Origin of the sequence: Streptomyces lincolnensis, assembly GCF_001685355.1 — a bacterium.
Classification (GTDB): domain Bacteria; phylum Actinomycetota; class Actinomycetes; order Streptomycetales; family Streptomycetaceae; genus Streptomyces; species Streptomyces lincolnensis.
Map to the genome: position 1 here is coordinate 8,015,698 of NZ_CP016438.1, position 18,623 is coordinate 8,034,320.

General features: G+C 71.7%; 16 protein-coding genes. 9 read left to right on the top strand and 7 right to left on the bottom strand.

Annotation, left to right across the window (positions count from 1 at the left end):
* Positions 1 to 41: 41 nt before the first annotated feature.
* A complete protein-coding gene (locus SLINC_RS50645) occupies positions 42 to 830 on the bottom strand; it encodes a hypothetical protein (protein WP_472573246.1) in 789 nt (262 codons plus the stop codon).
* A gap of 58 nt (positions 831 to 888) precedes the next feature.
* Here SLINC_RS50645 and SLINC_RS35415 point away from each other — a divergent pair, with 58 nt between their 5' ends.
* Positions 889 to 1,311 carry an ATP-binding protein gene (locus SLINC_RS35415; protein WP_067442176.1) on the top strand — a complete coding sequence of 141 codons (423 nt, stop codon included), beginning with the start codon at positions 889 to 891 and terminating at the stop codon, positions 1,309 to 1,311.
* A 68-nt stretch (positions 1,312 to 1,379) separates the two neighbouring features.
* On the opposite strand, the gene SLINC_RS35420 is transcribed toward SLINC_RS35415, so the two are convergent.
* Positions 1,380 to 2,417, bottom strand: coding sequence for a DUF2637 domain-containing protein (locus SLINC_RS35420; protein ID WP_067442178.1), 1,038 nt, complete (start codon positions 2,415 to 2,417; stop codon positions 1,380 to 1,382).
* Between the two features lie 356 nt (positions 2,418 to 2,773).
* Positions 2,774 to 3,673, bottom strand: a complete 900-nt coding sequence (locus tag SLINC_RS35425; RefSeq protein ID WP_067442180.1) for a (2Fe-2S)-binding protein — start codon at positions 3,671 to 3,673, stop codon at positions 2,774 to 2,776.
* Between the two features lie 156 nt (positions 3,674 to 3,829).
* On the opposite strand from SLINC_RS35425, the gene SLINC_RS35430 reads away from it, so the two are divergent.
* Positions 3,830 to 4,687, top strand: a complete 858-nt coding sequence (locus SLINC_RS35430) for a GntR family transcriptional regulator (protein ID WP_067442182.1) — start codon at positions 3,830 to 3,832, stop codon at positions 4,685 to 4,687.
* 610 nt (positions 4,688 to 5,297) lie between these two features.
* Here SLINC_RS35430 and SLINC_RS35435 read toward each other — a convergent pair.
* Both SLINC_RS35435 and SLINC_RS35440 read right to left on the bottom strand, forming a co-directional pair.
* Positions 5,298 to 6,071, bottom strand: coding sequence for a hypothetical protein (locus SLINC_RS35435; RefSeq protein ID WP_067442184.1), 774 nt, complete (start codon positions 6,069 to 6,071; stop codon positions 5,298 to 5,300).
* Between the two features lie 127 nt (positions 6,072 to 6,198).
* Positions 6,199 to 7,872: a PucR family transcriptional regulator gene (locus SLINC_RS35440; RefSeq protein ID WP_067442186.1), complete on the bottom strand. Its 1,674-nt coding sequence runs from the start codon at positions 7,870 to 7,872 to the stop codon at positions 6,199 to 6,201.
* A gap of 344 nt (positions 7,873 to 8,216) precedes the next feature.
* Between SLINC_RS35440 and SLINC_RS35445 the strand changes: the two genes are divergently transcribed.
* From SLINC_RS35445 to SLINC_RS35465, 5 genes are all read left to right on the top strand, one after another.
* Positions 8,217 to 9,107, top strand: coding sequence for an FAD binding domain-containing protein (locus SLINC_RS35445; protein WP_067442188.1), 891 nt, complete (start codon positions 8,217 to 8,219; stop codon positions 9,105 to 9,107).
* On the top strand, positions 9,107 to 9,679 hold the full coding sequence (locus tag SLINC_RS35450; RefSeq protein WP_067442190.1) for a (2Fe-2S)-binding protein: 573 nt from the start codon (positions 9,107 to 9,109) through the stop codon (positions 9,677 to 9,679). Before SLINC_RS35445 ends, SLINC_RS35450 begins: the two co-directional genes overlap by 1 nt.
* Positions 9,680 to 9,681: 2 nt before the next feature.
* The gene (locus tag SLINC_RS35455; protein WP_067442192.1) at positions 9,682 to 12,069 is read left to right on the top strand and encodes a xanthine dehydrogenase family protein molybdopterin-binding subunit; all 2,388 of its coding nucleotides are present in this window, start codon (positions 9,682 to 9,684) and stop codon (positions 12,067 to 12,069) included.
* A 73-nt stretch (positions 12,070 to 12,142) separates the two neighbouring features.
* Positions 12,143 to 13,600: an NCS2 family permease gene (locus SLINC_RS35460; protein ID WP_067442195.1), complete on the top strand. Its 1,458-nt coding sequence runs from the start codon at positions 12,143 to 12,145 to the stop codon at positions 13,598 to 13,600.
* Between the two features lie 48 nt (positions 13,601 to 13,648).
* Entirely contained in the window at positions 13,649 to 14,800 is a 1,152-nt protein-coding gene (locus SLINC_RS35465) for an XdhC family protein (protein WP_067442197.1), read from the top strand.
* A 50-nt stretch (positions 14,801 to 14,850) separates the two neighbouring features.
* Here the strand turns inward: SLINC_RS35465 and SLINC_RS35470 are convergent, their stop codons facing one another.
* Positions 14,851 to 15,291 (bottom strand): SRPBCC family protein, encoded by a 441-nt coding sequence (locus SLINC_RS35470; RefSeq protein ID WP_067442199.1) that lies wholly within the window; start codon positions 15,289 to 15,291, stop codon positions 14,851 to 14,853.
* Between the two features lie 152 nt (positions 15,292 to 15,443).
* On the opposite strand from SLINC_RS35470, the gene SLINC_RS35475 reads away from it, so the two are divergent.
* A complete protein-coding gene (locus tag SLINC_RS35475; protein WP_067442201.1) occupies positions 15,444 to 16,490 on the top strand; it encodes a glycosyltransferase family 2 protein in 1,047 nt (348 codons plus the stop codon).
* On the top strand, positions 16,487 to 17,098 hold the full coding sequence (locus SLINC_RS35480; protein ID WP_067442203.1) for a D-glycero-alpha-D-manno-heptose-1,7-bisphosphate 7-phosphatase: 612 nt from the start codon (positions 16,487 to 16,489) through the stop codon (positions 17,096 to 17,098). Before SLINC_RS35475 ends, SLINC_RS35480 begins: the two co-directional genes overlap by 4 nt.
* Here the strand turns inward: SLINC_RS35480 and SLINC_RS35485 are convergent.
* A complete protein-coding gene (locus SLINC_RS35485) occupies positions 17,086 to 18,534 on the bottom strand; it encodes a family 43 glycosylhydrolase (RefSeq protein ID WP_182449238.1) in 1,449 nt (482 codons plus the stop codon). The genes SLINC_RS35480 and SLINC_RS35485 overlap by 13 nt on opposite strands.
* Between the last annotated feature and the right edge of the window lie 89 nt (positions 18,535 to 18,623).

Sequence of the window (18,623 nt, forward strand, 5' to 3'; positions counted from 1 at the left end):
CTGCCGCGGGGTGAGGACCTGGAACGGCCGCAGTGCGAAACTCAGGGGGGATTCGCGCTGCGGCCGTTCCAGCAGGTCGACCGGGCGGGAGTGGTGGGGGACCAGCGGATTCCGGCCAGTTTCACGAGCCGGGGGAAGCCGGCGGTGCGGCCGGGGGAGTCCGGCAACCGGATCTCCTCCCTCTGAACGCCCAACTCCTCAGTAACACCGCCACGTCCAGGAGCAGCCGTCACACCTCTTCGTCGGGTACGGCGAGGTCGGCAGCCCGGAATCGGCAGACGGGCCGATCCCCGGCGGTCAGGGCGTCGCCCGGCCGCGTAGGCGTGAACCCGTGCGGGACGGTCGGGTTCGCCCCCGCCTCCCCCGGCAGACGGCACCCCGGCGGCGTCGTACGACAGCCCCTCGATCACGGCCTCGACACGGTGACCCGCCCACTCCTCGGGCGCCCGCCCCTTGAGCCGGAACCGACTTGTCGACCAGGGCTTTCCGCATCCCGTCCCGGTGCCGAACGACTCGTGGACGGCCTGTAGTGCCTGGTCCACCGGCAGGGGCTGTGCGGGCACGTGCCGCACGGACAGGGTCAACGGCACGTGCGGACCGTACCGCGCGGGCCGCACGGACTTCCCGAGGGCGCGTTCCAGGCGTGCTTTCACCAGAGTTCGGCCGTCGTCACAGCGGATTCTCGGCGGCTCGTGGCGCGGCCCGTGGCGTGGCCGAACACCTGGTCGTTGACGATTCGACATGACTGGCCCGTGAACTGCGGGGCATGGATCCCCGTGAACGTGTTCGAGCAGGAGGGGAACCGACATCGGCACGCGGGCGGGGGTCATGAAGAGGCAGGCACGAGGAGGCGGTCCCACGGCAGTAGGGGCCTTCTCGTCTCAGACAGTGGAGGACAACACCGACAGCGCCGTGGAACAGGTGCCGGTGCCGCAGCTCAGGCGCCGACTCGAACGGGCGGACCTGGGGGCGGTACCGGAGACCCGTAAGGCACTGCGGGAGCTGCTACGGCAGTGGGGGCGGCCCGGACGATCGGAGGTCGCGGAACTGCTCACCAGCGAACTCGTCACCAACGCACTCGTCCACACCGACCACGACGCGGTGTTCACGGCCGTCGTCGGACCCCGCGGACTGCGGGTGGAGGTACGGGACTTCGTCGCCCGCCGGCCCAGAATGTGCGTGCCGGTCGCCGACGACGGCACGCACGGCCGGGGCCTGATGCTGGTGCAGTCCCTCGCGGACGCCTGGGGCGTACGGGCGCATGGCGTGGGCAAGTCGGTGTGGTTCGAACTCGACGGCGGCCTCGCGTGAACGGGCGTTGAGGGAACGGGAAGGGGGCGTGACCGCTTCGGTCACGCCCCCTTCCCGTGGTGCTTCGTCTAGCCGAACTGCTGCTCAAGATCCTTGAGCTTGCGCTCGAGCGAGTCGAGGCGAGGCAGGGCCATTGTGTCGTCCTCCGCGGTGAGGTCCACCGTGTGCGACTCAGACCCGTTGCGGACGGGCTGGAGGGAGGGCCGCGCGCGGACGGGCAGTTGCTCCTTGGGCGATATGGCAGGCTCCGCGGTGACGCGGTCGTCCGCCCGTTCCAGGGTGGCCTGCGCCTCCAACTGTCGGCCGCGGCCCACGAATCCGCGATGGCCCCGGCTGATCGCCTTGAGCTGCGCCCGCTCGACCCGCTCCTGCTCGCGGCGCCGGAGGCGGGCCGTTTCCTTCTGACGCTTGTCCTCGCGGACCTCGTCGACCGCCTCGTCCAGGCTGCGCACGTTCTCCAGCAGCATCAGCGACCAGGCCTTGTACGTCTCCCGCGGCGCCCTCAGCCAGCGCACGATGCGGATCTGCGGCAGCGGGCGGGGGACCAGGCCCTGCTCACGCAGCGCGGCCCGACGGGTCTGCTTGAGTGCGCGGTCGAAGAGGACCGCGGCCGACAGGGACATGCCCGCGAAGAAGTGGGGGGCGCCGTCGTGGCCCAGACCCCTGGGCGCGTGCACCCAGTTGAACCAGGCCGCGGCACCCGCGAACGTCCATACGAGTATCCGGGAGCCGAGGGCCGCGTCGCCGTGGCTGGCCTCGCGCACCGCGAGCACGGAGCAGAACATCGCCGCGCCATCCAGGCCGAACGGCACCAGGTACTGCCAGCCGTTGGACAGGCCCAGGTTCTGCTCGCCGAAGCCGACCAGGCCCTTGAAGGAGAGGGCGGCGGCGACGGCGGCACAGCAGAAGAGCAGTACATAGGAAGCCGTGCCGTATATGGCTTCCTTGCGCCTGCGGCGCTCCTCGTTCCGCTCCCACGAGTCCTCGGTCTTCGCGTGCTCCCCGGACCGCTTGCCGCGCGCGAGCACCGCTACCGCCGCCAGCATGCCCAGGAGCAGTACGGCGCCCGGAAGCAGCCAGTTCAGCGATATGTCGGTCAATCTCATCTGGGGTCCCTTGCATTGGGATAGGGCGTGTAACGCCCGCCATAGTGGCCCAATCCCAACGGCCCTCAGGCGTTTTCGGGGCAAGAGGCCGCCAAGGAAGTGCAAGGGGTTGCCCAGGGCGGCGTTCTGCTCGAACTGCCGCGTGAGGGGCGGGAGTTGAGTTCGAATAAGACTACCCGTACGGGTGGTTCCTCGGAAAGTTCCTGCGGCGTGTGAGGAAAATGTGAAACGCCTGTAACCGTGGGGTCGTCCGATCCGGAGTGATCTTACGGGACGGGTGGTTCGGCCCGTCCTGAGGGTGCCTCAACTGGTGGTGGGAGGCGTCGGCTTGGTGCGTCAGCCCGGTGGTTCCGCCGTCAGCTCGGTGAGCCGGCCAGTAGTTTGGCGATGCGGTCCGCGTCGGACGTGCGGGGGCAGGTGACGCAGGTGTCGTCCGGGTCCAGCGTGTAGAACATGCAGCAGCTCGCCCGGTCCCGGGTGGGGAGCGGTTCGCCGTTCGGTCCCGTCAGGACGCGGAAGGCCGCGGAGCCGACGTACGGCTTGGTCGTGCCGGGCAGGAGTCGGTCGAGTTCGTGTTCGGCCCGTTGCTTCTCGTCCTCGCCCAGTAGTTCGGCCAGGTACCACAGGCTCTCCACGATCTCGTCGGTCACCATGCCCCACAGGGCCCGGCCGCGGCGGCGCATGCGGGGGCCGAACGCGGCGAGGACCGGCTCCATGTGCTCGGCGATCGCGTCCCGGACCTCGGCGCGCAGGGCCTCCTCGTCGGGCACTGTCCTCGCGTCCGGGTGCGTCGACGCCGGGTCGTCCGGGAGGCAGGCGAAGGGGCCCGGGCGTACGGCGAAGGACATCGGGCCGTGCGTGCGGTCGTACGAGACGTTGGTCACGGGGTAGCGGGGGACCCGCCGGTGCAGGAACCAGGGGGCGGTGATCAGGAGGCAGGCGGGCCAGGCGTAGCGGTGCAGGCCGAAGCTGGCGGTCACGTCCGGGCGGGCCGGGCGGCCGTGGTCTCGGAGGATCTGGGCGTCGTCCCAGGCCAGGAAGGTGTCCAGGGCTTGCGGGTCTTCCGCGAGTGCGGCGGTGGTGATCCAGCCGGGGGTTCGCGGGGGCTGCTCGGTGTTGCCGAGTTCTGTGACCGTCAGGCTTGGGAGGGCCTTGGTGGCCTGGGTGTAGGCGTCGGTGACGGGTGAGGTGACGGGTGAGTGGGGTGCGTGGGGTGCGTGGGGGGCCGGTCGTGGTGCGGGCAGCTGTGCGGGCATGCGGGACCACCGATTCGGCGTTGCGGTGAAGGTGAGCCTTACCTTACCCAATATGGTCAGGATTTGAACTGAACGGTTCTGGGCCTAAGGTGCTTGACGGGTGAGTAACAAGACGCCGTAATGACGGCAAGTACGGATACGTCCGGAGGAGGAGCCGTGAAGCAGGGTGCGCAGGGCTCCGCCGGGGCGGGGGGTGCGGAGGTTTCCGGTTCTTCCGGGCTTGGGGCTGTGCGGGTGCCGGCTCAGGTGCGGGCCGTGGATGTGGGGCGGCGGGGGGCCGCTCGGGATGCGGCGCGGGGTGTTCCGGAGGTTGCTGTCCGGGGTGAGCACACGCACAGTGAGGTGCCGATTCCCTGCCCCTCTCCGAGGGAAGAGCTGGGGGCTCGGGCTGTTGTTCAGCGGGCCTCTGTGCGGGGGCAGATCCTCGATGCGTTGCGTACCGCGCTGGTGACCGGGGAGCTGCGGCCCGGGGAGGTGTACTCCGCGCCCGCTCTGGGGGAGCGGTTCGGGGTTTCCGCCACTCCTGTGCGGGAGGCCATGCAGCAGCTCGCGCTCGACGGGGCCGTCGAGGTCGTGCCCAACCGGGGGTTCCGGGTCGTCGAGCGGGGGGCCCGGGAGCTGGCCGAGTTGGCCGAGGTGCGGGCGTTGATCGAGGTGCCGGTGATGGTGCGGCTCGCTCGTACGGTGTCCGCGCAGCGGTGGGCCGAACTGCGGCCGCTCGCGGAGGCGACGGTGCGGGCGGCGGCCTCCGGGTGCCGGGCCACCTACGCCGAGTCCGACCGGGTGTTTCACCGGGCCCTGCTGTCCCTGGCGGGGAACGAGCAGTTGGTGCAGATCGCCGAGGATCTGCACCGGCGTGCGCAGTGGCCGTTGATGGGCGCGGCGGCGGTGGCGCGCGGGCGCGCGGAGATGGTGGCCGACGCCGCGGAGCACCTCGCGCTGCTCGACGCGCTGATCGCCCGTGATCTCGATGTCGTGCGTGCGCTGGTCGGGGAGCACTTCGCCGGGGCGTGATGCCTGCGGCGCGCTGTGCGGGTTCGGTGGGGGTTTCTGTAGCGCCCACTGTCGTGTGGTGGGTCGGGGCCGGGGCGGGGGGTCTCCGTCCTCGGTCCGGCGGTGCTGTCGGGCCAAGAGGTACTGCGTGTTGGACGCCGGCCGCTGCGGGCGGACACCCCCCGCCCCGTCCCCTTACCGCCGTGGGCGGCCACAGCGCCTACGGCCCGGGGGCGCCTCATGCTCGACGGCGACTTCCGCTTTTCAGGGGCGCGGGGAACTGCGCGACCAGCCGCAACAAACCCGCACCCGCCATACGACCGAACAAGACACCCCAAACGGCGAAACCCGCACAGCCGGCCCCACGGCAACCGCATCCACCCCAGGGGCGCGGGGAACTGCGCGACCAGCCACAACAAATCCGCACCCGCCATACGACCGAGCAAGGCACCCCCAGACGGCGAAACCCGCACGTCAGCCCCAGGGCAACCCCACCCACCCCAGGGGCGCGGGGAACTGCGCGACCAGCCCCCACCCACCCCTAGCCGGCACACAACCTCACACCGCACCCCCAGGCGGCGGCACCGCTCAGTCACGCGTGCCCAGGACGACACAGGTACCGGCGCCAGGGCTAAGCCGTGGCAGCCGGTGGGGCCAGTTCGGGGGAGAGCCAGGTGGGGACGCCGCCGAGGAGGCGGAAGAGGCGGGCGGCTTCCTCGCGGAGGCGGGAGGCCTCGGGTTCGGTTTCGGTGTCGGCCAGGGAAGCCAGGGCGGGGGCCGTGCCGACGAGGTAGCCGAGCTCCTCGCGGATGCGGAGGGACTCGGCGAAACCGTGGCGGGCCTCGGCCAACTCGCCGTCGCGGAGGGCGAGTCCGGCGAGGTGGCGCCAGGTGAAGGAGAGCAGGAGGGCGTCGGAGTGGGCGGTGGCGCCCGCGTGGGCGCGGCGGTAGGCCGCTCGGGCGGCCTGGGGGGAGCGGGTGAGGTTCTCGGCCAACAGGCCCCGGCGGAAGTCCAGGAGAGCCCGTCGGGGGGCTCCCGGGGCGATCAGGGCCGCCGCCCGGCCCAGGGCCGCCCGGGCCTCGTCGGCCCGGTCGCGGACGCCGTGCAGCGTGGCGGCGTAGGCAAGGTGCCCTCTTTCACAAGCGGCCGCGCCGCGTTCGTCGTCGCTGTGGGCCAGGGCCTCGGCGGTGCGCAGGGCGTCCTCGGCCTCCTCCCAGCCCTGTTCGGTGTAGAGACAGCGTTCGACCAGGAGGGCGGCTCTCTGAAGGGCCGCCGATGCGGTGACAGGTTGGAGCAGCGCTGCCGCGTCGGCCCAGCATGCGCGTGAGCGCAGCCGCCATACCGCGGTCTGGAGTGGATCGTCACCGGCGGTCGTTCCGTAACCAGACATGGCGGTATCCGCCACCTTGCCCTCCCCGAGCGCGCCATCGAGCTATGAGTGGTGGCCGCATCTCAGCACGGATCGGTGGCCTGGGCCAAGGGGGTGGGTGAAGGATTTCACAAAGTCGTGGGAGTCCCGGGTCTTCCAGGTTTCAGCTCATGCGCAGTGCCAGGAAGAAATCCAGCTTGTCCTCCAGGCGGGAGAGATCACGGCCCGTCAACTGCTCGATACGGCCGACGCGGTAGCGCAGCGTGTTGACGTGCAGGTGGAGACGGGACGCGCAGCGGGTCCAGGAGCCGTCGCAGTCGAGGAACGCCTCAAGGGTGGGGATCAGCTCGGCGCGGTGGCGGCGGTCGTAGTCGCGCAGGGGGTCCAGGAGGCGGGCGGTGAAGGCCCGGCGGACGTCGTCGGGGACGAAGGGGAGCAGGAGGACGTGGGAGGCCAGTTCCTGGTGGCCCGCGGCGCAGACCCGGCCGGGGCGCGCCGCCGCCACCCGGCGGGCGTGGCGGGCCTCCTCCAGGGCGCCTCGCAGGCCCTCCGCGGAGTGGACCGCCGCGCTGACGCCCAGGGTGACCCGGCCGTCGTCGTCCAGGCCCGCCGACAGGGGGTCCCGGACCGTCTCCAGGAGCAGGTCGGCGAGGATGCCCGCCTCCGAGCCGTCGTGCTCGGTGGAGACCGCGGGGAGCGGGACCAGCGCGATCGCCTCGTCGCCCGTGTGGGCCACCGCGATGCGGTCGGAGGGCTCCGGGCCGGTGGCGAGCGGGTCGACCAGGATCTCCTCCAGGAGGGACTGGGCCACCGGGCCCGACTCCGGGTCGCCGCCGTCCCATTCGACCCGGGCCACGACCACCTGCCAGTGCGGGGCCGCTCCCAGTCCGGGCAGGAGGACCGGGGCCGCCACGCGCAGGCGGGCGGCGATCTCCGCCGGGGCGGCTCCCGTCTGGACCAGTTCCAGGACCTCCTGGGCCAGGCGGCGGCGGACCGTGCGGGCCGCGTCCCGGCGGTCGCGTTCCACCGCGATCAGCTGGGTGACGCCGTACAGGAGGTCGAGCCGTTCCTCGGGCCAGTCCCCGGCGTCCGCCTCGACCGCCAGCAGCCAGTCCGACAGGACGCTCTCGCGTACGTCCCGGGAGGCCTGGGGGGAGCGGCCGCTGCTGCGGACCGGGAAGAGCGAGTACGTGGCGCTGCCGAGCGGTACGCGGTGGGGGCCGCGCCTGCCGGTGCGGGCGGCCGAGAGGTGTTCGGCCGCGAGTTTGGCGCAGGTGTCGGACGGCAGGCCCGGGGCGCCCGTCTTCGAGCCCGCGATCATGCGACCGGTGGGGGACAGCACCCAGGCGCGCAGGTCCAGGTCCGAGCCCAGGAGGTCCAGGACGACGTCCGGGCCGCCGCCCGCCGGGCCCGAGGTCATCATGCGGCGGTGCCGGTCCACCACGGCCGCCAGATCGCCCGCCCGCTCGCCCGAGACCTGCCGTACGACATGCTCGGTGATCGTGGCGAAGGCGACCGACTCGTGCACCGCGAAGAGCGGGAGGCGGTGGCGGGCGCAGGCGAGGACCAGGTCGTCCGGGACGTCCCCCAGCTCGGCCTCGCCGGCCGCCAGGGCCGCCACACCGGCCTGGACCAGGATGTGCACGAAGGGCTCGGCGTCGGTGGCGTCGCGCCGCCAGGCCAGGCCCGTCAGGACCAGTTCGCCGCCCGAGAGATAGCGGCTCGGGTCGCGCAGGTCGGTGGTCATGACACCGCGTACGGTGCGGTCCAGTTCGTCCTCGCCACCGAGCAGCCGCAGGCCCAGCGCGTCGGTGTCCAGCAGTGCGCGCAGCCGCATTCTCGTCGCCGCCGTTCTTTGTCTCGAAATCTACGATCAGGGAGTGGGGTCGGTGAGTGGTGGGCGGCGTCTGCCGTCTCCGGTGCTGTGTCCCAGGTCACGTGGGCCGTGTCTCACGTTTCTCCTGGAAAACGTGGAGGTTACTGAGGACCTCCGTTCATACGAATCTACAAGATGACGGTCCCGACCAGCCAACTCCTTCATGGTTTCCGTGACTGACCCGGTCGGCGCACACCGCTGTGTACTGGCTTCACTCCGCGTAAACAGCACATGAACGAGCCGGGCCCGCCGCACACGGATTGGCTCGATCCGTACGACTCACGAGACGAAGAAGAGAGCCGGTCATGGACTTCCTTCGCCCCGCCAGCTGGGAGGAGGCGCTCGCCGCGAAGGCCGAGCACCCCACCGCTGTGCCGATTGCGGGTGGCACCGATGTGATGGTCGAGATCAACTTCGACCACCGCCGGCCCGAGTACCTCCTCGACCTCAACCGCATCGGCGATCTGGAGGAGTGGGAGGTCGGTGAGGAGAGCGTGCGGCTCGGGGCCTCGGTTCCCTATACGAGCATCATGGAGAACCTGCGCGCCGAGCTTCCGGGGCTCGCTCTCGCCTCGCACACCGTGGCCTCCCCGCAGATCCGCAACCGCGGCGGTGTCGGTGGCAACCTCGGTACCGCCTCCCCGGCCGGCGACGCCCACCCGGCTCTGCTGGCCGCGGGCGCCGAGGTCGAGGTCGAGTCCGTGCGCGGGTCGCGGCTCATCCCGATCGACGCGTTCTACACCGGTGTGAAGCGCAACGCGCTCGCCGCCGACGAGCTGATTCGCGCCGTGCACATCAAGAAGGCCGACGGGCCGCAGCAGTACTCCAAGGTGGGCACCAGGAACGCCATGGTCATCGCCGTGTGCGCCTTCGGGCTCGCGCTGCACCCCCGGACGCGGACCGTGCGGACGGGGATCGGTTCGGCCGCCCCCACACCCGTCCGGGCCAAGGCCGCCGAGGAGTTCCTGAACGCCGCTCTGGAGGAGGGCGGGTTCTGGGACAACGGGAAGATCATCACGCCGTCGGTCGCCAAGCAGTTCGCGGATCTGTGCTCCGGCGCCTGCAACCCGATCGACGACGTCCGCGGCACCGCGAGCTACCGCCGCCACGCGGTCGGCATCATGGCCCGCCGCACCCTGACCTGGACCTGGGAGTCGTACCGCGGCACCGCCGCCCGCTCGGAGGGAGTCGCCTGATGCGTGTCAATTTCACTGTCAACGGACGTCCGCAGGAAGCCGACGACGTGTGGGAGGGCGAGTCCCTGCTGTACGTGCTGCGGGAGCGGCTCGGGCTTCCCGGTTCGAAGAACGCCTGCGAGCAGGGGGAGTGCGGGTCCTGCACGGTCCGCCTGGACGGTGTTCCGGTGTGTTCGTGTCTGGTCGCCGCCGGGCAGGCCGAGGGGCGCGAGGTGGTGACCGTCGAAGGGCTCGCCGACCACGCCAAACAGCGGTCCTGCGGGACCGGTGCCTGCGGCACCTCCCTTCAGGACGCCCAGGGCTGGTCCGCCCAGGGGCAGGACTCCCATACCGGTGAGGGCGCCGAACTCGCCCCGATCCAGCAGGCGTTCATCGATGCCGGTGCCGTTCAGTGCGGCTTCTGCACGCCCGGTCTGCTGGTCGCCGCCGACGAGATGCTGGAGCGCAACCCGAACCCGACCGACGCGGACATCCGCGAGGCGCTGTCGGGCAACCTGTGCCGCTGCACCGGCTACGAGAAAATCATGGACGCGGTCCGCCTCGCGGCCGCCCGGCAATCCCAGGGGGTCTGACCATGGCTGCCAACGGCGCTCCTACCAAGATCACCCAGGGTTCCCGGACCAAGGGCGGCATCGGCGAGTCCACGCTCCGCCCCGACGGCACCCTCAAGGTCACCGGCGAGTTCGCGTACTCGTCCGACATGTGGCACGAGGACATGCTCTGGGGGCAGATCCTGCGCTCGACCGTCGCGCACGCCGAGATCGTGTCCATCGACACGAGCGAGGCGCTGGCCCTGGCGGGTGTGTACGCCGTCATGACCTACGACGATCTGCCGACCGAGGTGAAGAACTACGGCCTGGAGATCCAGGACACGCCCGTCCTCGCCCACGGCAAGGTCCGGCACCACGGCGAGCCGGTCGCCATCGTCGCCGCCGACCACCCGGAGACGGCCCGCCGCGCCGCCGCCAAGATCAAGGTCGAGTATCGCGAGCTGCCCGTCATCACCGACGAGGCCTCCGCGACCGCGCCGGACGCGATCCTCGTCCACGAGGGCCGCGACGACCACCACATCGGCCATGTCCCGCACCCGAACATCGTCCACCGGCAGCCGATCATCCGCGGTGACGTCGCGGCGGCCCGCGAGCGCGCCGACTTCGTCGTCGAGGGCGAGTACACCTTCGGCATGCAGGACCAGGCGTTCCTCGGCCCCGAGTCGGGGCTGGCCGTGCCGGACGAGGACGGTGGCGTCCACCTCTACATCGCCACCCAGTGGCTGCACAGCGACCTGCGGCAGATCGCGCCCGTGCTCGGGCTGCCCGAGCGCAAGGTGCGGATGACGCTGTCCGGCGTCGGCGGTGCCTTCGGCGGGCGTGAGGACCTGTCGATGCAGATCCACGCCTGTCTGCTGGCGCTGCGGACGGGCAAGCCCGTCAAGATCGTCTACAACCGGTTCGAGTCCTTCTTCGGGCACGTCCACCGCCACCCCGCCAAGCTCTACTACGAGCACGGCGCCACGAAGGACGGCAAGCTCACCCACGTGAAGTGCCGGATCGTGCTGGACGGCGGCGCGTACGCCTCCGCCTCGCCCGCGGTCGTCGGCAACGCCGCCTCGCTCGGCGTCGGGCCGTACGTCGTCGACGACGTCGACATCGAGGCCGTCGCCCTCTACACCAACAACCCGCCCTGCGGCGCCATGCGCGGCTTCGGCGCGGTCCAGGCGTGCTTCGCCTACGAGGCGCAGATGGACCGGCTGGCGGACGCGGTGGGGGTGGACCGGGTGGAGTTCCGGCAGCTGAACGCCATGGAGCAGGGGACGATCATGCCGACGGGACAGCCCGTCGACTCCCCGGCACCGGTCGCCGAACTCCTGCGCCGCGTCAAGGCGATGCCGCTGCCGCCGGAGCAGCAGTGGCTCTCGGCCGGCGAGGAGGCGGACGTACGGCAGCTGCCCGGCGGGCTGTCCAACACCACGCACGGCGAAGGCGTCGTACGCGGTGTCGGCTACGCGGTCGGCATCAAGAACGTCGGCTTCTCCGAGGGCTTCGACGACTACTCGACGGCCAAGGTCCGCATGGAGGTCATCGCCGGTGAGCCGGTGGCGACCGTCCACACGGCCATGGCGGAGGTCGGGCAGGGCGGTGTCACCGTCCACGCGCAGATCGCCCGCACCGAGCTCGGCGTCACCCAGGTGACCATCAGCCCGGCCGACACCCAGGTGGGCAGCGCCGGTTCGACGTCCGCGTCGCGGCAGACGTACGTCACCGGCGGCGCCGTCAAGAACTCCTGCGAGCTGGTCCGGGAGAAGGTCCTGGAACTCGGGCGCCGCAGGTTCGGCTCCTACCACCCCGCCTGGGCCACCGCCGAACTGCTCCTGGAGGGCGGCAAGGTCGTCACCGACGGCGGCGAGGTCCTCGCCGACCTGGTCGACGTACTCGAAGGGGAGGCCGTCGAGGTCGAGGCCGAGTGGCGGCACCGGCCCACCGAGGCCTTCGACCTGCGCACCGGCCAGGGCAACGGCCATGTGCAGTACTCCTTCGCCGCGCACCGCGCGGTCGTCGAGGTCGACACCGAGCTCGGGCTGGTCAAGGTCATCGAGCTGGCCTGCGCGCAGGACGTCGGCAAGGCGCTCAACCCGCTGTCCGTCATCGGCCAGATCCAGGGCGGCACGACCCAGGGACTGGGCGTGGCCGTCATGGAGGAGATCATCGTCGACCCCAAGACGGCCAAGGTCAGGAACCCCTCTTTCACGGACTACCTGATCCCCACCATCCTCGACACGCCGACCATCCCCGTCGACGTGCTCGAACTCGCCGACGACCACGCGCCGTACGGGCTGCGCGGTGTCGGCGAGGCACCCACCCTGTCGTCCACTCCGGCCGTCCTCGCGGCGATCCGGAACGCCACGGGGCTGGAGCTGAACCGCACGCCGGTACGCCCGGAGCACCTGACGGGAACCGCGTAACACCCCTGTTCGTCTCGGGCCGTCCCCCGGGTCGTGTAATCCCAACCCCCTCTGAAACTTGGGAGACGGCACCATGACCCAGCAGTCCCTGGAGCCGACCACCGTCGCCGACGACGCGGGCGAAGGCACCCGCGTCCCGGCCGGCAGGTCCTGGCTCGACCGGTACTTCCACATGTCCCGGCGAGGATCCACGCTCGCGCGTGAAGTGCGCGGCGGCGTCACCACCTTCATGGCGATGGCGTACATCCTCCTGCTCAACCCGCTGATCCTGTCCGGCAAGGACGTGGCGGGAGCCACACTGGGTCAGCAGGCCCTGATCACCGCGACCGCTTTCGCGGCGGCCCTCACCACACTGCTGATGGGCTTCTTCGGCAAGGTGCCGCTCGCGCTCGCCGCCGGACTGTCCGTCTCCGGGGTCCTCGCCTCGCAGGTCGTGCCCGTGATGACCTGGCCGCAGGCCATGGGCATGTGCGTGATGTACGGCGTCGTCATCATGCTGCTGGTCGTCACCGGCCTGCGCGAGATGATCATGAACGCCATCCCGCTGGCCCTCAAGCACGCGATCACCATGGGCATCGGCCTGTTCGTCGCCCTGATCGGCTTCTACAAGGCCGGCTTCGTCCACCGGGGCGAGGCGACCCCGGTCAGCCTCGGCCCGGCCGGTGAACTCGCGGGCTGGCCCGTGCTGTTGTTCGCGCTGACCCTGCTCGCCATCTTCATGCTCCAGGCGCGCGGCGTCCCCGGCGCGATCCTCATCGGCATCCTCGGCGGCACCGTGCTCGCCGTACTCCTCAACACGCTGGACGTCATCGACCCGAAGCAGTGGGCCGGCGGGGCGCCCGAACTGCACGGCAGCGCGGTGTCCATGCCGGACTTCTCGCTCTTCGGCCACGTCGAGTTCGGCGGCTGGGGCGAGGTCGGCGCGATGACGGTCGGCATGATCGTGTTCACGCTGGTCCTCGCCGGGTTCTTCGACGCGATGGCCACCATCATCGGCGTCGGCACCGAGGCGAAGCTCGCCGACGACAAGGGCCGGATGCCGGGCCTGTCCAAGGCGCTGTTCATCGACGGCGCGGGCGGAGCGATCGGCGGGGTGTCCGGCGCCTCCGGCCAGACCGTGTTCGTCGAGTCGGCCACCGGCGTCGGCGAGGGCGCCCGCACGGGCCTGTCCTCCGTCGTCACCGGCCTGTTCTTCGCCGCCTGTCTGTTCTTCACCCCGCTCACGGCCATCGTGCCGGGCGAGGTCGCCGCCGCCGCCCTCGTGGTGATCGGCGGGATGATGATGACGAACGCGCGGCACGTGGACTGGGCCGACCGGGCCACCGCCATCCCCGTCTTCCTCACCGTCGTGATCATGCCGTTCACCTACTCCATCACCGCGGGCGTCGCCGCCGGAGTCATCAGCTACACCGCCATCAAGGTCGCCCAGGGCAAGGCCCGGGAGATCGGGGCGTTCATGTGGGGCCTGACCGCGATCTTCTTCGTCTACTACGCCCTCAACCCCATCGAGAGCTGGCTGGGCGTGCACTAGCGCTCACGGGAAAGCCGTTCCGTACACCGCCGTCAAGGAGACCGAGACATGCTGGACATCGCCGAAGAGCTCGACCGGTGGGTCGAGCAGGGACGCGACTTCGCCGTCGCCACCGTCGTGGCCGTCGGAGGCAGCGCGCCCCGCGGGCCCGGCGCCGCCCTCGCGGTGGACGCCGACGGCACGGCCATCGGCTCGGTCTCCGGCGGCTGTGTGGAGGGCGCGGTCTACGAGCTGTGCCGACAGGCCCTGGCGGACGGCGAGCCGGTCCTGGAGCGCTTCGGCTACAGCGACGACGACGCCTTCGCCGTGGGCCTGACTTGCGGCGGCGTCATCGACATCCTGGTCACCCCGGTCCGGGCCGGCGACCGGGTCCGTACGGTGGTCGCGGCCGCGCTCGAAGCCGCCGCGCGCGGGACGGCGGCGGCGCTGGCGCGGATCGTCTCCGGCCCGGCGGACCTCGTCGGCCGGGCGATGCTGGTCCGCCCCGACGGCTCGTACGGCGGCGGCTTCGGCGCCCATCCCGAGCTGGACCGCACCCTCGCCGCGGAGGCCCGCGCCTTCCTGGACGCGGGCCGCACCGGCACGCTGGAGATCGGCGAGCGGGGATCGCGCTGCGGTTCCCCGCTCACGGTCCTCGTGGAGTCCTCCGTCCCTCCGCCCCGGATGATCGTCTTCGGCGCGATCGACTTCGCGTCGGCTCTCGTACGGGTCGGGAAGTTCCTCGGCCATCACGTGACCGTGTGCGACGCCCGCCCGGTGTTCGCCACGCGGGCCCGCTTCCCGGAGGCCGACGAGATCGCCGTCGAGTGGCCGCACCGGTACCTGGAGCGCACGGAGGTGGATGCCAGGACCGTCCTGTGCGTGCTGACGCACGACGCCAAGTTCGACGTACCGCTGCTTCGGCTGGCGCTGCGCCTGCCGGTGGCGTACGTCGGCGCGATGGGCTCGCGCCGGACCCACCTCGACCGCGCCGAGCGGCTGCGCGAAGTCGGCGTCACCGAACTGGAGTTGGCCCGCCTGCGGTCCCCGATCGGACTGGACCTGGGCGCCCGGACGCCCGAGGAGACCGCCCTGTCCATCGCCGCGGAGATCGTCGCCGCCCGGCGCGGCGGCAGCGGCGTCTCCCTCACCGGCGCCCACACCCCGATCCACCACGACGGGACGTCGCTGCCGCCGAGGCGGATCGGGTCGGTGGCCTGAGCGGACGCGCAGGCGCGGTCCGAGGTCTGCCGAGCCGTCGCGCGGCCCGCTCACGGTTGTCGCAGCAGGCCGTTCAGCGCGCGCCCGAACACATACCGGGCCGGGGGGCCGAGCAGGGGGTCGAGGAAGCGGGGGAGCGGGCGGGCCCGGAGTTCCTCGCGCCAGAGCACGCGCGACCTGCCTCCCGGACCGGGCCGTACCTCGATCTCGGCCCAGCCCGTGACGACCCGGCCGCGTTTGTCGAGACGGCACAGGCCCGGGAGGTCGTCCGTGGGAGGACGCCACACGGTGACCTCCATGCGGTCGTCGAAGGCGAGAGGGCCGATGCCCGAACGGGCCACGAAGACCGTGCCCTCGCCCGTCGGCGGAGCGGTGATCACGGTGACGCTGGTCAGGGGCACCACCGTGCCGTGGCGGGGCCACTGCGTGAGGCGGCGCCACGCCTCGTCGAGGGGGAGCGGTGCCGTGCGTTCGAGCAGGAAGGTGACCACAGAACGATCGTAGGGAATCCGGCCTGCTCAGCGGCTTCTTCGTATACGGCTCACACACTTGGCCCAGGCGGGTGTGGGCGGGTGTGCGTACCACCGCTCAGCACGGTTACCCGATCCGGGACACCAGTGCAGGCGAGAGTGAGGAGAGCCCCGTGAGTGGATCCGCACCGCGTCGGGCGGCGGCCACCGGCAGCACCGGATCCGTGCCCTACGCCGTCGTCGTCCCGACCCTCGTGCGCGACACCCTCGCCGACTGTCTCGCGGCGCTCGCGGCGGCCACCGGACCGGCCCCGCAGGAGATCGTCCTCGTCGACGACCGGCCCGATGCCGACCTCGGCCCGCTGGAGCACCCGCTGAGCGTCCTCGGGGAGCTGCGCGACCGCACGACGGTGGTCCCGGGCGGCGGACACGGGCCGGCCGCCGCCCGCAACACCGGCCTGCGCGCGGCCGCCTCGCCCTGGGTGGTCTTCCTCGACGACGACGTCCAGGTCGGCCCGCACTGGTGCGAGCAGGTGGTGCGGGACCTGGCCGACGCGGGCCCGGACACCGCGGGCGTCCAGGGCGTCATCGCCGTACCGCTGCCCGGGGAGCGCCGTCTCACCGACTGGGAGCGGGAGACGGCGGGCCGGGCGCGGGCCCGGTGGACCACCGCCGACATGGCCTACCGCACGGAGGTCCTGAAGCGGGTCGGCGGTTTCGACGAACGCTTCCGGCGGGCCTGGCGCGAGGACACCGACCTCGCCCTGCGGGTCCTCGACGCCGGCTGGCGCATCCAGCAGGGACGACGCACCACCCGTCACGCCGTGCGCCCCGCCGGCCGCTGGGTGTCGCTGCGCGTCCAGCGCGGCACCGCCGACGACGCCCTCATGCGCCATCTGCACGGCCCCGGCTGGTGGGAGAAGGCGGTGGCGCCGCGCGGCCGGCTGCGCGCCCACCTCACGACGACGGCCGCGGGTGCCGCCGCGTGCGCCCTGGCGGTCGCGGGAGCACGGCGGGCCGCCACGGCCGCCGCCCTCGGCTGGGCCGCCGCCACCGCAGAACTCGCCCGGGAGCGCATCACCGCCGGCCCCCGCACCCGGTACGAGGTGACCACCATGCTCGCCACCAGCGTGCTCATCCCGCCCACGGCGACCTGGCACTGGCTGAGCGGACGATGGCGGCACCGCCACACCCCCGCCTGGCGGGAGGTGGCCGTATGAGCCGGGTGAAGACGGTGCTGTTCGACCGTGACGGGACGCTCGTCGAGAACGTCCCCGACAACGCCGACCCCGACCGGGTCCGCCCCGTCGCCGGTGCCCGCGAGGCGCTCGGGATGCTGCGGCTGCACGGGGTCCGCACCGGGTTCGTCACCAGCCAGCCCGGCATCGCGCGCGGACTGCTCACGGACGCCGACGTCCGGCACGTCGACCGCCGGGTCGACGAACTCCTCGGCCCCTTCGACGTGCGGGGCGTCTGTCCGCACGGCCCCGAGGACGGCTGCCACTGCCGCCCGCCCGAACCCGGCCTGATCCTCTGGGCGGTCGGACGCGTCTGCACGGCCCCGTCGGACTGCGTGGTCGTCGGCCCCCTCGGTGCGGACGTCGAGGCCGCGCACCGGGCGGGCGCCCACGGGATCCTCGTACCGACACCCGAGACCCCGGCGGAGGAGACGGCCCGCGCGGACCATGTGGCGCCGGACCTCCTCACCGCCGTGCGCGCGGTGCTGAAGGGGCCGCCGCGAGGACACGTCCTGGCCGACGAGCGGCCGATCGAGACGGCCTACGACACCGGCCCCGGCGGCACCGGCGCCCGCCGTCACTCGGCGTAGAACGTGGCGTCCGCCCGGTCCGTGGCCGTACCCGGGCTCTGCACGTACAGCAGGTACTCCCAGTGCCGGAGGTACCGGCCGGGGTAGTTGGACGCCTCGTAGGAGACACCCGCGGAGTCCGACAGTCCGGCGCGCCGGAAGAAGCTCGCGTCGGCGGCGAACCGCGCCGTGCCGTCGTTCCTCACCACCCGCACCTCGAAGTTGTCGTGCCGCAGGTAGTAGCCGGGGAAGTTGGCGGACTCCAGGGACACCGTGCCGTTGCCGGACAGGCCGGGGACGGTCCGGAACTGCGAGTCGGCGAGCGGGGAGACGTTCGCGTCGATGCGGGCGCGGTACTCCCAGTGCCGCACGAAGCGGGTGGGGAAGTTGTACGACGACAGCCGCTGCGGGGTGACGCCGTCGGCCACCGGGATACCGAAGTCGGGGGTGCCGTCGGCCTTCCAATACAGCTTCTGGACGCGGGTGCGGCGGTTCGGGTCGTTGAGCGGGTCGCCGCTGATGTCCTTGTAGTTGCGGTCGTGGTAGACGAGGACGTCGCTCTTGCCGTCCTCGGAGACGGTGAAGGAGTTGTGGCCCGGGCCGTACTGGCCGGTGGCCGCGTTGCTGGTGAAGACGGGAGTCGAACTCTTCGTCCAGTTGGCGGTGTTGAGCAGGTCCGCGCTCGCGGAGGCGGACAGCAGGCCGAGGCAGTAGTTGCTGTCGGTGGCGCTGGCCGAGTACGACATGAAGACCTTGCCGCCGCGCTGGATCACCGCCGGGCCCTCGTTGACCTTGTACCCGACGGTCTCCCAGGAGTAGGTGGGCCGTGACAGCATCACCGGAGTCCCGGTGATCGTCCAGGGGTTGGCCATCTTCGCGAGGTAGATGTCCGTGTTGTTGTTCACCGACGGGTCGCGCTGCGCCCAGGACAGATAGCGGACCCCGTTGACCACGAAGGTCGTCGCGTCCAGGGAGAAGCTCTCCCACTGCGTCCTGATCTGGCCCTTCTCGGTCCAGGCCGCGGTCAGCGGGTTGGCGCCGGTGCCCTCCAGGACGTACATCCGGATCGCCCACACGTCGTTGGTGGCGCCGGCGGCGAAGTACACGTACCACTTGCCGTCGATGAAGTGGATCTCCGGCGCCCAGATGTGCGCGCCCATCACCCCGCTCGCGTGCTTGGTCCAGATCGTCGTCTCCGGGGCCGTCGACAGGCCCTGGATGGTCGTGGCCCGGCGCAGCACGATCCGGTCGTACTCGGGGACGGTCGCGGTGAAGTAGTAGTAGCCGTCGGTGTGTTTGAAGATGTGCGGGTCGGCCCGCTTCTCCGCGATCGGGTTGGTGTACGTCACCGCCGGGGAGGCGGGCACGGCGGCCTGGGCGGCGGGCCCCGGGCCGACCAGACAGGCGGCGAGCGCGACCAGCGCGGCCAGGAGCAGGCGAACTGCGGTGCGTCTCAAGGGAGTTCTCCAGATCGGACGGGGAGTCATCGGAGGGGGAGCGACCGGGCGGTCGGTAGAGGGGAGTGATCAGGCGGTCGGTAGTGGGG